This is a genomic window from Stutzerimonas zhaodongensis, from assembly GCF_003696365.1.
Classification (GTDB): Bacteria; Pseudomonadota; Gammaproteobacteria; order Pseudomonadales; family Pseudomonadaceae; genus Stutzerimonas; species Stutzerimonas zhaodongensis.
Genome location: NZ_RFFM01000010.1, coordinates 21,034 through 34,742, shown reverse-complemented (window position 1 = coordinate 34,742; position 13,709 = coordinate 21,034). Strand labels below are relative to the sequence as shown.

General features: G+C 59.5%; 13 protein-coding genes. 9 read left to right on the top strand and 4 right to left on the bottom strand.

Annotation, left to right across the window (positions count from 1 at the left end; all coding sequences use genetic code 11):
* Positions 1-41 precede the first annotated feature (41 nt).
* Positions 42-1,271, bottom strand: coding sequence for an MFS transporter (locus EA797_RS21065; protein WP_122168861.1), 1,230 nt, complete (start codon positions 1,269-1,271; stop codon positions 42-44).
* 96 nt (positions 1,272-1,367) lie between these two features.
* Between EA797_RS21065 and EA797_RS21060 the strand changes: the two genes are divergently transcribed.
* Positions 1,368-2,300, top strand: coding sequence for a LysR family transcriptional regulator (locus EA797_RS21060; protein ID WP_122168859.1), 933 nt, complete (start codon positions 1,368-1,370; stop codon positions 2,298-2,300).
* A 455-nt stretch (positions 2,301-2,755) separates the two neighbouring features.
* Positions 2,756-3,448: an endonuclease gene (locus EA797_RS21055; protein WP_122168857.1), complete on the top strand. Its 693-nt coding sequence runs from the start codon at positions 2,756-2,758 to the stop codon at positions 3,446-3,448.
* Between the two features lie 723 nt (positions 3,449-4,171).
* Here the strand turns inward: EA797_RS21055 and EA797_RS21050 are convergent.
* Entirely contained in the window at positions 4,172-4,462 is a 291-nt protein-coding gene (locus tag EA797_RS21050) for a diguanylate cyclase domain-containing protein (protein ID WP_122168855.1), read from the bottom strand.
* A gap of 406 nt (positions 4,463-4,868) precedes the next feature.
* Here EA797_RS21050 and EA797_RS21045 point away from each other — a divergent pair, with 406 nt between their 5' ends.
* Positions 4,869-6,797, top strand: a complete 1,929-nt coding sequence (locus EA797_RS21045; RefSeq protein ID WP_167468842.1) for a pyruvate kinase — start codon at positions 4,869-4,871, stop codon at positions 6,795-6,797.
* A 62-nt stretch (positions 6,798-6,859) separates the two neighbouring features.
* On the opposite strand, the gene EA797_RS21040 is transcribed toward EA797_RS21045, so the two are convergent.
* Positions 6,860-7,210 carry a histone-like nucleoid-structuring protein, MvaT/MvaU family gene (locus tag EA797_RS21040; RefSeq protein WP_122168851.1) on the bottom strand — a complete coding sequence of 117 codons (351 nt, stop codon included), beginning with the start codon at positions 7,208-7,210 and terminating at the stop codon, positions 6,860-6,862.
* A gap of 424 nt (positions 7,211-7,634) precedes the next feature.
* Here EA797_RS21040 and EA797_RS21035 point away from each other — a divergent pair, with 424 nt between their 5' ends.
* The 6 genes from EA797_RS21035 (at position 7,635) to EA797_RS21010 (ending at position 12,761) form a co-directional block, all read left to right on the top strand.
* Positions 7,635-7,994, top strand: a complete 360-nt coding sequence (locus EA797_RS21035; protein ID WP_122168849.1) for a helix-turn-helix transcriptional regulator — start codon at positions 7,635-7,637, stop codon at positions 7,992-7,994.
* A 35-nt stretch (positions 7,995-8,029) separates the two neighbouring features.
* A complete protein-coding gene (locus EA797_RS21030) occupies positions 8,030-8,845 on the top strand; it encodes a replication initiator protein A (RefSeq protein ID WP_122168847.1) in 816 nt (271 codons plus the stop codon).
* Between the two features lie 229 nt (positions 8,846-9,074).
* Complete coding sequence (parA, locus tag EA797_RS21025; protein ID WP_122168845.1) at positions 9,075-9,713, top strand: ParA family partition ATPase; 639 nt, start codon at positions 9,075-9,077, stop codon at positions 9,711-9,713.
* Positions 9,710-9,952: a hypothetical protein gene (locus tag EA797_RS21020; protein WP_122168843.1), complete on the top strand. Its 243-nt coding sequence runs from the start codon at positions 9,710-9,712 to the stop codon at positions 9,950-9,952. The genes parA and EA797_RS21020 overlap by 4 nt, the downstream gene beginning before the upstream one ends.
* Positions 9,949-10,515: a S26 family signal peptidase gene (locus tag EA797_RS21015; protein WP_122168841.1), complete on the top strand. Its 567-nt coding sequence runs from the start codon at positions 9,949-9,951 to the stop codon at positions 10,513-10,515. Before EA797_RS21020 ends, EA797_RS21015 begins: the two co-directional genes overlap by 4 nt.
* Before the next feature lie 308 nt (positions 10,516-10,823).
* Entirely contained in the window at positions 10,824-12,761 is a 1,938-nt protein-coding gene (locus tag EA797_RS21010) for a relaxase/mobilization nuclease and DUF3363 domain-containing protein (RefSeq protein ID WP_122168883.1), read from the top strand.
* On the opposite strand, the gene EA797_RS21005 is transcribed toward EA797_RS21010, so the two are convergent.
* Positions 12,754-13,632, bottom strand: coding sequence for a helix-turn-helix transcriptional regulator (locus EA797_RS21005; protein ID WP_122168839.1), 879 nt, complete (start codon positions 13,630-13,632; stop codon positions 12,754-12,756). The genes EA797_RS21010 and EA797_RS21005 overlap by 8 nt on opposite strands.
* Positions 13,633-13,709 lie beyond the last annotated feature (77 nt).

Here is a 13,709-nt window from a genome sequence, read left to right as displayed (position 1 = left end):
CTCCGGCAACAACATGAGCGCCCCGCCAACGAAGGCTACTGCTAGAGCCCAGAGGGCCAGTTCCGATCTGGGTGATTCGCCAATAGGATGCCTAGCGCGCCGAGAGACGCCAGCGTCGCGAGTACAACCACCCCACTCCAACCCCATTGAGCCAGCGCTAGACTGCCTAAGCCGGCCCCCGTGGCCATGCCAACAAACACGCCGGTGAACAGAACTGCGTTCAATCGACTCCGAGCTGGTGGATCAATCCCGTAGACGATCGCCTGATGAGCAACCAATGTTGCTTGAATGCCGAAGTCAAAACCAATGGCGGCAACTACTATCAATGCGAGCTGTGACTCCATCGGAACGGCACCTGCCAAGCCCAGTACGGCAAACGATGCAGCAGTCAAGGCAGCGCCGAGTCGCGTCACCTGCACGGGGCCACGTTGATCGGCCAGCCTGCCTGCTAACGGGGCGGCCAATGCGCCAGCGGCGCCAGCAAGGCCAAACGCACCGGCCGCCGCACTGCCCAAACCGAACTGCGTATGAAGCATAACCGCGAGTGTCGACCAGAACGCGCTGAACGCAACTGACAGCAGACCTTGGGCTACAGCCGCGCGGCGCAGGGCTGGATACCGCGACCACAGCTTGAGCATCGATCCGAGCAGAGCGCCATAACCCAGCGCTGTGGTTGGGGTGAAACGCGGCAGACCTCGCCAGGTGGCGACGCCCACCAACGCGATCGAACCCGCAGCAATCGCATACACCGTTCGCCATCCGAACTGATCTGCGATCAGCCCGCTCATGACCCGTGACAGCAGGATGCCGAGCAGCAAGCCCGTCATGACCGTGCCCACGATTCTGCCTCGTTGCGCTTCGGGAGCGAGCGTCGCGGCAGCCGGAATAATGTCCTGCGCCATGGTGGCGGCGACGCCAATCACAAGACTGGCTACGAGCAAGGTACCGACGCCGGGGGCGATGCTGCTGAGCACCAGTGCGAGCATCAGCATGACGGCTTTAGTAAGAATGATTCGACGCCGATCGTAGCGATCACCCAGAGGGGCCAAAAACAGGATCCCGAGCGCATAGCCGAGCTGCGTCAGCATCGGGACCATTCCGACAGTCTGTTCGCCTGCCTGGATATCCGCACCCAGCAGGCCCAGCATGGGCTGGCTGTAATACAGGGTGGCAACGCTAAGTCCGGCACCGGTTGCCAGCAGAAGAATCAGTTTGCGCGAGGGAGCAGGCGCGCTCTGATAAAGCGCAGTGGATAGATGAGCAGATGTCATGGCGATTCCAAATGAACTGTTGGGCAGGCTCATTCTCATCGCGTATCGAGCGGCGCTGTAGTAGCCTTAAAAACATGTCAATTATGCGCGAAACGTATGACTAAAGCCCTCGCCTCTGGCCTCGACCGCATCGATTTGCTGCGCACTTTCATACGCATTGTCGACGCCGGGAGCCTGTCGGCCGCTGCGGCGCAGTTGAGCACAAGCCAGCCCACCGTCAGCCGCCGACTCAAGGCGCTCGAGCAATCCCTTGGTCTGCAGCTGCTCAATCGCTCGACTCACAGTATGCAGCTTACCGGCGACGGTGAACGGTGCTACGCCTTTGCCAGGCAGGTCCTAGATAGCTGGGGGGAGATGGAAGCCGAACTGCTCGGCGCTCGCGACGATCCCCGCGGAACGCTTCGCGTGCAGGTGCCCCACGCGTTCGGGCAGGACCAGCTGATCGCCCCGCTTGGCGAATACCTTCGCCAGTATCCAAACGTGAGTGTCGAATGGGTGCTGCATGACCGTAGGCCCTATTTCACGGCCGAGGGCATCGATTGTGCGATTCAGGTTGGCGTCATCGAGGACCCTTCTGTGGTCGCCATCAGACTCGGCGAGATCCCTCGAATAGTGGTGGTAGCTCCGGAGGTTTTGGGACCTGGCGCCCTGCCAAATTCTGCTGAGCAACTGCAGCGCTTACCCTGGCTGGCCTTACGCACCTACTATACCGACGAGGTAGTCTTGAACTGTTTGGCGGACGGTCGCGTTCATAAGTTTTCAATACAGCCACGGATGAGTACCGACAGCCTGTATGCGCTGCGTGGCGCAGCATTGGAGGGGCTCGGCGCATGCGTCAGCTCCGCCTGGGTAGTTGCGCGCGATATCGAGCAAGGCCGCTTGATACAGCTTATCCCCCAGTGGCAGGCGGCCCCCCTGCCCGTCTACCTCATCTACCCTCACGCTCGTAGCCATCCTGCGAAACTCCGACTGTTCGCGGACCTGATCCGTAAACGCATGCCGAACCTGGTTGGCTTGCGCAGGGCATAGGCGAACTCGCAGGAAGATAGTGCGCGGAGAAAGATGAGCTGCTTGCAGGTCACGTTGCGGAGTTATGACCGCTAAACAAAAGCTATCGATCATTACAGGCGAGTGCGTCCCAGCTGCGACCATGATCACCGATGCCATGCCGATGGCAGCAATACGAAAAGCCCCGCGCGGTGCATATCATGGAGGCAGCCGGTCTGCTCTCTCCAAACCGACCGATCATTCTTCGCCGCGCGCTCTTGCACAGTTCTTTAAGCACCTATTCCGGCCCCCACTTATGTACTCCGCATAATTGACTTGCCGCAGCAGTAACTTCGGCGCTGTGCTCCAATCAAATCGGTACTGTTTTCGAGCGCCCCGGGAGAGATGCAAATGTCCATGGCGTTTCTCTTCATGGCGCCTCGCCCGAGAAAGCTGTATATTTATACATACAAAGTTTCTGCGCCAAGGACGTGCGAATGCCTCGCCTCTGCCTTCTGCTGTCTCTCCTGTCTTTGCTATTTTCTGTCAGTGCCGTTGCTGAAGCGCCTCGAACTTTCGCCGAGGCGAAGAGGATTGCCTGGAAGCTCTATGCCGGCAATCCCGAGTTCTACTGCGGTTGCAGCTTTACGGGAAACAAGGTCGACCTTCAGAGCTGCGGCTATGTTCCGCGCAAGAACGCCCAGCGCGCTGCTCGCATCGAATGGGAGCACATCGTGCCGGCCTGGGTCATCGGTCATCAACGCCAGTGCTGGCAAAACGGTGGGCGGTCCAACTGCTCGAAGACTGACGCAACCTTTCGGGTAGCTGAAGCGGACCTTCACAACCTGGTGCCTAGTATCGGTGAGGTTAATGGTGATCGGAGCAACTACAGCTTCGCCTGGCTTCCACAGCAGCCCACCCAATATGGCGCCTGCCCCTTGGTCGTAGACTTCAAGGCGCGCAAGGCTATGCCTCGCCAAAAGGTACGGGGCATGATCGCCCGCACCTACTTCTACATGGCTGACCGTTATTCGCTGCGTTTATCCAAGCAGGATCGCCAGCTCTTTGCGGCCTGGAGCAAAACCTACCCACCAGAACCCTGGGAGCTGGCCCGCAATCAACGGGTCGCCTGTATCATGGGACATGGCAATGGTTATGTAGCAAAAGTCGATCTGAGCCAATGCCAGTGACCCGCTCCCAGGCAGTTACTGCAGCGAATGTGAATTCCTATTCAGCCTGTCATACGGTTGAAACGCGCTTGATATCTGGGATTTAACGGTTATCCCCAGAACCTGTGGATAACGCTGTGAACAGTTGCGGGATGACTTGCCCAATCGCCCGGCAGGCGTGGGTTTGCAGCAGATCGGCGAGAATTTGGTCAGTTAACGTAATTTCTTTATAATCAACAAGTTAATGAAAACGCAGGCAAGGTGCGCCTCCAGCGTCGGCTGCCTCGTATCCAGACACTGCGGCATGTGCATAACAAATTTCTGTCAACGATTTTTTTAGAAAAAAAAGCAGTAATAGGGCTGGACAAAAGGCGTTTTCGGCGCTGTACGGCAGTAGCTTGCGAGCGAAGTACATTGTCCTCCACCCGAGGTTCCCCTATCCGAACCTATCATGGACGTTCATAGCGGTGGTATTAGACGCGTATTGCCAGTCGTCATGTTCCTCGCGCCTTTGCCGAAGATCGTGTCGATAAGCTAGCCCGACGCGATTTCGGCCATGCTCCTTGACGCGGTAGGTCGCCTGATCCGCTCGATCGAGCACAACGTCAATCGTCATCGTCGCGCCTAACGGCGACCCCAACGCTGCCGCTGGTACGTGCGGTGTCCGTACCGGATGAAATTTGCCAGCCGAACGCGTTCTGCAACGCATGCGCAGCTCCTCTGCCTGGTTAACCAGCACTAGCCTTACAAACTCTTCACGCCGAGACGGATCAGCACATAATCGGTACGCAGCACAGTTTTCAATTGGCGGGCGGCCTGCACGTGCACGTGATCACCACACGTGTGACCACAGCGATCGTTGAGCGCTTTGAAATGATTGATGCCGCAGGACACAGTCCCACCCGCTTGCCATCCGTCCGCGCCTGGATAACCAACGGCGCAAGGTAGTTCAGTCGACCGCGATTCCACGCCCGCGTCAGTGGGTAGCTCGGCATCGAGTGCCTCGTAGAGCGTCCTGATACGGTAGTTCTGCATCCGTTGCGTCACGAAGCCCTAGGCTAGCGTAGCCAAATCGTCGAGCATGTTTTGCTGGTCTGCTCAACTGACGAGTTGGCATGTAGCAAGCAGAACGAACCGATGGGGAAGCCGTTAATGCGAATGGGATGGCCTGCATAGAGCCGCACTCTGGGGGCTGCCAGCACCAAGGGGTTGTGTTGAATCGAAGATCTTCAGCGCATCGGGTACGATCAGCGAACCGGACTGCAATATGGTGTGGTTGCAGAAGGAGATATCTCGCGGCCCCTCGTTAACATCGGTGCCTTGCCTGGCCTTGAACCATTGACAATCATGTAGAAGCGGCCATCCATCGGGTCAGCGAAACCGCGAAAGTTCCGCGCTGGTCTGTGTTCTGCCTGCCAAGAGGGCGTTCATGGAGCCAGTCATGTTTCGTGTCGACGATCAACCACCGTCCAACCACGCCTCGATCCAACCCAGTACCACTGCGCTTTTGCAGTCATTGCATGAGCTGCGCCAGCTGATGCGGCAAGGCAATTGCGTGCAGATTCCCGAAACGCTGAAGCCGCACCCCTCTTATCGGCAAAGCGCTGAGAATCTGCTCGCCTATCTCTGTTTGCGGCGCCGTGATATTCGATCGCTGCAAAATCAATTAGCCGAGTTGGGGCTGTCATCTTTGGCTGGGTGCGAAGCGTACTGTCTGAGCGCTGTCGAAAACGTCACCGCCGCGCTGCAAAGCCTTACAGGCGAGGCTCTGTCGGACGATACGCCTGCTGCTCCAGGTCTCGCTAGCGGCCGCGCGCACTTGCGTCTTCATACCGAGGCACTGCTCGGTCCAACTGGCGATGACCGTGCGGTCAGGATCATGGTCACCCTGCCCGAGCAGGCGGCCAATGATGCAGCCATGGTTCGAGATTTCCTCGCCCAGGGTATGAACTGCGCGCGGATCAACTGCGCTCACGGGAATGCAGACAGCTGGAGCCGGATGATCGATCACGTCAGAAGCGGCGCCGATGAGCTCGGTCGTAATTGCAAGGTCATGATGGATCTCGCTGGACCGAAGCTGCGAACCGGGGACATTGCACATGACACTGCGGTACTCAAGATTAAGCCAGAGCGAGACCGCTGCGGCCGGGTTACACGGCCGGCCCGGGTATGGCTCACAGCCCAGGCTACCGAGGTGCGCTCCGATATGCCGGCGGTGCAGTCACCCTGGATTGAAGTACCAGCCAAGTGGCTTGCCAACCTTCGCAGTGGGGACACGCTGAAGCTGCGAGATGCGCGCGGCGCCAAGCGCGTTTTGAACGTCGTTGAGCACACCCCGGGTGGTTGCTGGGCCGAGCTTGAAAAAACGGTGTATCTGACATCTGGCTTGAAGCTCAAAGTAAAACGCGAGACCAAGCGAGAAGCCGGCAAGAAACAGGCTCAGACGAAGATCACAGCCGTGCCGAAGTCCGAATCTTTCATTGAGCTGCGTGTGGGTGAGTCGCTTGTCCTGCAGCGCAATGGTATTGGACACCAGGCCCAGCACGACGACAAAGGGGAGATCAGCGCACCGGCCTGCGTGGTATGTGATGTACCTGAACTGTATCGCGACGCGCGGGTTGGGCAGCCGATCTGGTTTGATGACGGCAAAATTGGGGGACGCATCGAGGCGGTCAACTACGAAAAGCTTGAAATAGGCATTGAGCACATTGTGCACGCCAGCGGACGCGCCAAATTGCGCTGCGCCAAGGGAATAAACCTGCCGGAGACAGACCTGCAACTTGCGGCTCTGACAGATGAGGATCTTCGAGCGCTTGAGTTCGCTGTTGCCCATGCAGATGTTGTCGAGCTGTCATTTGCCAACACAGTCGAAGATGTCCAGGCCTTGGCTGGACACCTGCGGAGACTGGGCCGCGACGACCTGGGGGTGGTGCTGAAGATCGAGACACGCAAAGGCTTCGAGAATCTGCCGGCCATGCTGCTTGCCGGCATGCAGTTCGAAGGGTTCGGCGTCATGATCGCGCGAGGTGATTTGGCAGTTGAGAGCGGTTTCGAGCGACTAGCTGAAGTGCAGGAGGAAATTCTTTGCCTATGCGAGGCGGCCCATGTACCTGTTATATGGGCCACTCAGGTACTTGAGACGCTCGCAAAAAAAGGCGCACCCTCGCGGGCTGAGATTACCGACGCGGCCATGGGAGTCCGCGCCGAGTGCGTCATGCTGAACAAGGGCCCGCACGTGCTCGACGCAATACGCACACTCGATGATCTGCTGAGGCGCATGCAGGGACATCACGTAAAGAATCGCGGGATGATGCGCTGCCTTAGCGTGGCAAAAGAGCCCTCCGGGTTAGTTGCGGCCCACCCTACCTAGCGGAGCATTCGTCCGCAGCACAAGTCGAGCAAGCCCTTCGATCTTTGCCTGGCCCAGCGTTCCTACTGCGCCCAGGACTTGACCTGTTCGGCGCCGTATTCGCTCTTCCAGGCATTGATGGTCTTGTGGTTCCCACCTTTGGTTTCAACAACCTCCCCCGTATGTGGGTTTGTGTATTTCTTAAGAACCCGAGACTTGCGGCTGACCGGTATTGCAGACTTCGATGCTGAATCCGGATCAAGAATGTCCAGCACAGTCTGGAGGTTGAATCCGTACTCTTTGAGCAATCCCTTTAGCTTGGTTTCAAACTCCATCTCTTGCTGTAACTTGTCATCACTCTTGAGCTTGTCCAGCGCGGCAAGTTGTTCAGCAAGTTGTGCTTCCAATCTTTTGTATTCTGCAATCTTGCTCATCATTACTCTCGTAAGCTTGGTCAAAGGCTGTCAGTCTTTATCGACTGCCCGATGCGATGTTTCCCAATGCCCTTTGATTATATTTAAGTACCCGTCCTGCTGCATTCTATTAGCTTTATATATTGAGACTAATTAAACAATGGATATTTAAAGAAACTGGATAATGCGCAATGGTGGCTTTGTGTTTTTGTGTACCTTCATTTTTTCTCTTGCACGCAGTTATTACTGCGGAACGGGCGCCACTGGTGGGAGTACCTACCGAGCAGTGGCGTGAACTGCCGCGTCCGATAGGCCTGGAATGACTTTGACCGAGCCCGCCGTAATCTCCGGCAGTTGCGGGGGCCGACTCGGTTGAGACCCAACCAGGCATGATCACCGCACCCGGGCACATCAGGGTAAGTCTCCACCCACCGGAGGCCAGACCATGTCCCATCACTTCTATCGCAACGCCCAACCTTGCGTCTCTCACGTGGCGCCGTCGCACCGACGTCGGGGCGGTACCGGGAACCTAGATCGCGACGACGCTCAAGAGCATTGCCTGAGTGCGAGCGACACCCCGCAGTACCTGAACAACGACGAAGCGGCAGCCTTCCTGCGGCTCTCGCCGCGAACGCTGGAAAAGCAGCGCGTGATCGGCGGGGGCCCGCGTTTTCGCAAATTCGGACGCCGCGTGATGTATGCCCAGGCCGACCTGCTTGCCTGGGCCGACGCGAGGTGCTTTGAAACCACCTTTGACCCGGAATATCTGGCCCACCATCAGGGAGCGGCACGCGATGAGCTTTGAGTCCTTTATCCAACGTGAGCGTGAAGTGTCGCTCCATGCAGCCAGAACAACTGCAGCTGTTTCGAGCACTGCCAGGCGACATGGCGCCTCGGGATGCGCAGGACCTGATGGCGCACCCGTTCTTCTCGCTGACCAAGTCCCGCCGCACCAGCCCAATCGACTTTCGAACCGCCAAGGTCACCATTCGGGTCGAGGGTACCCTCGATCATGGCATTGCCACGATCTGGGATGCCGACATCCTTATCTGGGCAGCCAGCCAATTGGTCGAGGCGCGCGATTCAGGTATCCCGACGTCCCGATTGATCCAGGCAACTCCCTACGAGATTCTGCGATTTATTGGCCGCGGGACGTCCCAGCGCGACTATCAACGGCTCAGGGCTGCACTGGACCGTCTTCAAAGTACAAGTGTTGCCACCTCCATACGAGAACCAACCGGACGCCGGTTGCACCGCTTTTCCTGGATCAACGAATGGAAGGAGTTGGAATCGGCCAACGGCAGACCCCTGGGCCTGGAGATGATCTTGCCCGACTGGTTCTACTCCGGCGTGCTCGACCAGGCACTTGTCCTGACAATCGATCCTGCGTATTTCCGGCTTACCGGCGGTATAGAAAGATGGCTGTACCGCCTGGTGCGAAAGCATGGAGGGCGGCAGGTGGACGGCTGGCAGTTCGATTTCCGCCACCTGCATCGCAAGTCCGGAAGCACGGCACGATATTCGGATTTTGCCTACGACCTGCGCGCCCTGGTTGCTCGGCAGTCCCTGCCTGGCTACCGGTTGAGCACCTTGCGTCTCCCGCCCTCGACCGAGCTGCTCGCCTTTCACCCCGTGCCGCCCACGGCACGGGGATAACTCGCGAACAAGCTGTGGAATCACTCGTGCTATCGGGCGCAAGAACCCTCGTGTTATCAGGCGCATGCCTGTCGTGCTATCAGGAGTATCCATATGCGCTGAGCCCTTCATTGGCGCGGCCTGTAGCTCGCCCTAACTTAACTAACAAAAAAAACCTAACTTGTTATTGGTGCACGGCTTCGTTTTGGATGGTCGCCAGGTCGTGCATTGCCCACACCGAGGGTGCGTCATGATCATCGCCCTGCTCAATCAGAAAGGCGGCGTGGGCAAGACGACCCTGGCCACCCATATTGCCGGTGAGCTTGCGCTGCGCGGTAAAACGGTGATCCTGCTTGATGCCGACCCGCAGGGCTCTGCGCTGGACTGGACCCAGCGACGCGCTCAGCGGGGCCTGCCTAGGCTGTTCGGGGCGGTAGGGCTTGCACGCGAGACGCTTCACCAAGAGGCCCCGCAACTGGCCCAGCGGGCCGATCATGTAATCATTGATGGGCCACCTCGGATTGCCGCGCTGGCGAGATCGGCGTTGATGGCAGCCGACCGGGTGCTTATCCCGGTGCAACCCAGTCCATTCGACCTCTGGGCCAGCGCCGAAATGGTCTCGCTGCTGCAGGAAGCGCAGGTCTTCAAGCCCGCGCTTCGCGCCGCGTTTGCCATTAATCGGCGGGTCAGCACCACCATCATCGGCCGCGAGGTACGCCAGGCGCTGGCCGATCAGCCGTTACCTGCATTGCATGCCGAGGTTCGCCAACGAATCGTGTTCGCAGACAGCGCCGCAGGCGGGCAACTGGCGTGTGAGCTGGCTCCCGACAGCGCTGCATCGCGGGAAGTCAGTTGCCTGGTCGACGAGCTGCTGGGGTGGGAGACATGAGCGCCAGACGACCTGCCATTGGTGGCCGGCCTCTGGCCGACCCGCAAGCAGAGGCCTGGGTACGACAGCGCGAGCGGACAGCCTTGGACAAGGGGGCGGTATACAGTGCGCGGCTGACCCTTGACGTTACGCCTGCCCTGCGAGCGCGCATCAAGGTCGCCGCGTTCAAGCAGGGAATTACGGTTGCCGAAATGCTCCGTGAACTGCTGATCGGCCGTTTCCCTGAGGGCGACCAATGAGGCCCTCTCCCCAGCGCTTGCAGTACTGGTCTGCAAGCATTCGCGGCAAACCTTTGGCACCGGCCAACCGGATAGTGATTGGACTTGCCGCAACCGGCCTGATCGCCCTTGGCTGGGCGATGCTGCGAACGCCCTGCTCGCAGATCGTCTACAACGCGTCAGCCAGCATGCCCACAGGCTGGTATCGCATCACGCCAGGGACGTCGGTCAGGCGGGAAGATACGGTACTCGTTCGGCTTCCTCCCGGTCCCGCCACCCTCGCCGCCGCACGCGGCTACCTGCCTGCGAACGTCCCCCTGATCAAACAGGTGTTTGCCACCTCGCCAAGCCGTGTCTGTATTCGAGCAACGCAGGTGCTGGTCGACGACCGTGTTGTGGCGAGGTGGCATTCGCGTGACCGCTCGGGGCGTGCGCTGCCTCGATGGAGCGGCTGCCGGAGACTTACCGACGATGAAATCTGGTTGATGAGTGCGGATCACCCGGACTCCTTCGATAGCCGATATTTCGGTCCGCTCACCCTCGACTCCGTACTCGGTGTTGCCGAGCCACTGCGTCTTGATTGAGCTCCGTTGCGCTAGATGGTGGTGGCCAATAGTCAAAGCCCGCTGCGCCTTCAGGGATGCCAGGTTTCGCCTGTTTGTTGTGATCCTTTGAACGATTTATCGAGAAAGAACGCGGCAAGGCGGAGGAAAAGCGGAGGGCAAGATAAAAGGAGCCTGCACGAGCAGGTGTCGAGAGCGCGTCTGCACATGGGGATGGGAGAGCACGCCGATAACAGCGTCGGTGCCTTGCAGCCGTGGAGGCGGCATGCACAGGGCATTACAGCGGTGTCGGCACGCTGCACTACGCTGATCTGGGAGCAGTCAAAAACATGGCCAATCGACGCACCAAGAAAGCCGACGACCCGTTTCGGCCACAGGTAGGCCCGCCTCGGCAGCGAGGCGAGTCCTTTATCACCCAGATCGTCCGGCAGACGAGCAGGTCGGGTGCGGCCAGCCGCAAGGGGCGACATCAGCCTGGCGCTCGCCTAGGTCGTGGCCACGTCGCCGCCCGGATGAATGCCAGCAGCCCACGGGGGCGGCGTGTCACCGTAAAGACCCGTCTTGTGAATCTGGGTAAGGCTGGCGGTCGCTCAACGGCAACGCATTTGCGCTATATCGAGCGCGAAGGCGTAGGCCGAACCGGTGAACAAGGACGAGCCTACACACCGATAGAGGACCGGGCACACCTGGGCGCTTTTGAAACCCGGAGCCGGCAGGATAGGCATCAATTCCGATTGATCGTGTCGCCCGAGGATGCCGAGTCTCTTGATGACCTGCGCCGCTACACCCGGCACCTGATGGAGCGCGTCGAGTCCGACCTGGGCACACGCCTCGACTGGGTTGCCGTCGATCACTGGAACACCGATAACCCCCACACGCATGTCGTCATCAGAGGCGTGGACGACACGGGCAGAGATCTGGTGATTTCAAGGGACTACATCGCGCATGGCATGCGGATGCGCGCCTGCGAACTGGCAACCGAATGGCTCGGGCAGCGCAGCGAGCGAGAAATCCAGCTCGGCCACTTACGCGAAGTGAACCTTGAGCGGCTAACTGGCCTTGACCGCACCCTCCTGAAAGAAGCCCGAACCGCCGATATAGCGCTGGGCCAGCTCAACCGGTATCCACATCGACAGCAACTGATTGGACGCCTGCAGCATCTCAACCGCCTCGGGCTGGCGCATGAATCACGGCCTGGACTCTGGCACATCGAGCAATCGACCGAACGAACGTTGCGCACATTGGGGGAACGGGGCGATATCATCCGCACGATGCAGCGCGCCCTCGCCGGCTCAGAGCGAGAGCTCAGCGTCCACGAGCCCGGCGCTGGCCCAGCCATAGTCGGTCAGCTGCTCGCCAAGGGCCTCGCAGGCGAGTCGCATGACCGCGGTTACCTTATCGTCGACGGCACCGACGGAAAGGCTCATCACCTGCCGCTTGCCCACACCGCTGATCTTTCAGCCTATCCGCTCGGCGCAATCATTGACGCCCGCTCGCCCCGAGTGCCAAGGGACATGGACAGACAATTGGCCTCGCTGGCGCCGGACGGCTGGTATCGAAGGGAGCACCACAGGCTCCAGGTGTTGGCTCAGCCCGGTAACGCTTCAGACCCGGACTTCGTGCTCGATGCCTACGAGCGCAGGCTCGAAGCGCTGCGTCGCTCCGGTATTGTTGAACGATCAGGCAACGGCCTCTGGCGGATTCCGCGTGATCTGGTTGAGCAAGGCCAACGCAACGATGCGCAGCGTGCCGGGGACATGCACGTCACGGTGCGTGCACGGTTATCACTCGAGCGGCAGATTCGGGCACTGGGCGCCACATGGCTTGATGGCCAACTCATTGCTGGAAGCTCGGCGCTTGCCGACAGAGGTTTTGGCGCCCAGGCGAGGATGGCGCTGGCGAAACGCGCCGACTTTTTGATTGAACAGGGTCTGGCCAAGCGTGAGGACCAACGCGTGTTGCTCGCGCCAAATCTGCTTTCAACATTGCGTGAGCGGGAGTTAGAAACAGTTGGCCGCAGGCTGGCCGGTCAGTTGGGAAAGCCTCATCACCCAACCCTCGATGGGCGGCCCGTCAATGGCATCTATCGCCGGCAGGTCGAGCTTGTCAGTGGCCGCTACGCGCTTCTGGAGACCGACTCCGGCTTTAGCCTGGTGCCGTGGAAGCCGGTGATCGAGGCAAGGCTCGGCCAGTCGATCGCCGCCGTCATGCGGGGCGGCCAGGTGTCCTGGCAGTTGGGGCGATCCCGCAGCCCTACGATCAACTGACGGCTTGAACGTCGTCGGCCATCTGTTCTTTTGAATCGGCCAGCCATCGTTCGAACCGAGTGCTTTGGGGATGCTCTGGTTTAGCTGCGTAGTAGACAAGCCGCAGGTCTCGATCGACGTCGATGGTCAGCGAGGTGTGATCGAACACCACCTGGCCTACGCCGTCGACCTGCAAATGCCGGACGCCCTGGCAGGGACCATGGATATCCTGCTGGCGCCACCAGGTCCTGAAATCCGTATCAATCTTCTCCAGGTCCTTGACCAGCGCTCCGATATCCGGGTCCTGGGCCGCCCGGACAAAATCGCGGCGAAAGCTCGACAGAATTTGTAGCGCTTGGTCATCCCATGGATCGAACAGTGCGCGCATTGAAGGCACAGTGAATAGCATCCACAGCAGATTGCGGCGCTCGGCTGGAGTGCGTGAAAAGCCGAACAACTTGTCCGCTGGTGCATTCCATGCCAGCACATCCCACCGCAGGTTCAGCACATAGGCCGGGCGCAGGGGCAGATCTCCCATCAGCCGATGCACCAAGGGCGGCACCACGCACCACGTTTTGCCAGGCTCCGGTGGCAGCCGCTGGTGAGCGAGGAGGAACAGGTAGCGACGCTCGGTCGCATCCAGCTTGAGCGTTCTGGACAGATTCTCCAGAAACTGAGCCGATACGCCGATCTCCCTGCCCTGCTCCAGCCAGGTGTACCAGGACAAGCCCACCCCTGCGAGCGCAGCAACTTCCTCACGGCGTAGTCCAGGCGTGCGGCGCCGTGCGCCGGCCGGCAGGCCAACTTCCTCTGGGCTAATTCGCTCGCGGCGATTGCGAAGGAAGTCTGCCAGCTCCGCACGGTTTCGCTCAAGGCTGCGCGGCGCGCTCATCCAGTTACCTCCAGTAATAGCATAAACGGTCAAATTGTAACCCCATCGAAGCGGTACTAAGAATACCTCCTGTCGCC

Coding starts and splice junctions, on each gene's coding strand:
- EA797_RS21065 (WP_122168861.1), bottom strand. CDS start 1,271: ATGACATCTGCTCATCTATCCACTGCGCTTTATCAGAGCGCGCCTGCT.
- EA797_RS21060 (WP_122168859.1), top strand. CDS start 1,368: ATGACTAAAGCCCTCGCCTCTGGCCTCGACCGCATCGATTTGCTGCGC.
- EA797_RS21055 (WP_122168857.1), top strand. CDS start 2,756: ATGCCTCGCCTCTGCCTTCTGCTGTCTCTCCTGTCTTTGCTATTTTCT.
- EA797_RS21050 (WP_122168855.1), bottom strand. CDS start 4,462: ATGCAGAACTACCGTATCAGGACGCTCTACGAGGCACTCGATGCCGAG.
- EA797_RS21045 (WP_167468842.1), top strand. CDS start 4,869: ATGTTTCGTGTCGACGATCAACCACCGTCCAACCACGCCTCGATCCAA.
- EA797_RS21040 (WP_122168851.1), bottom strand. CDS start 7,210: ATGAGCAAGATTGCAGAATACAAAAGATTGGAAGCACAACTTGCTGAA.
- EA797_RS21035 (WP_122168849.1), top strand. CDS start 7,635: ATGTCCCATCACTTCTATCGCAACGCCCAACCTTGCGTCTCTCACGTG.
- EA797_RS21030 (WP_122168847.1), top strand. CDS start 8,030: ATGCAGCCAGAACAACTGCAGCTGTTTCGAGCACTGCCAGGCGACATG.
- parA (WP_122168845.1), top strand. CDS start 9,075: ATGATCATCGCCCTGCTCAATCAGAAAGGCGGCGTGGGCAAGACGACC.
- EA797_RS21020 (WP_122168843.1), top strand. CDS start 9,710: ATGAGCGCCAGACGACCTGCCATTGGTGGCCGGCCTCTGGCCGACCCG.
- EA797_RS21015 (WP_122168841.1), top strand. CDS start 9,949: ATGAGGCCCTCTCCCCAGCGCTTGCAGTACTGGTCTGCAAGCATTCGC.
- EA797_RS21010 (WP_122168883.1), top strand. CDS start 10,824: ATGGCCAATCGACGCACCAAGAAAGCCGACGACCCGTTTCGGCCACAG.
- EA797_RS21005 (WP_122168839.1), bottom strand. CDS start 13,632: ATGAGCGCGCCGCGCAGCCTTGAGCGAAACCGTGCGGAGCTGGCAGAC.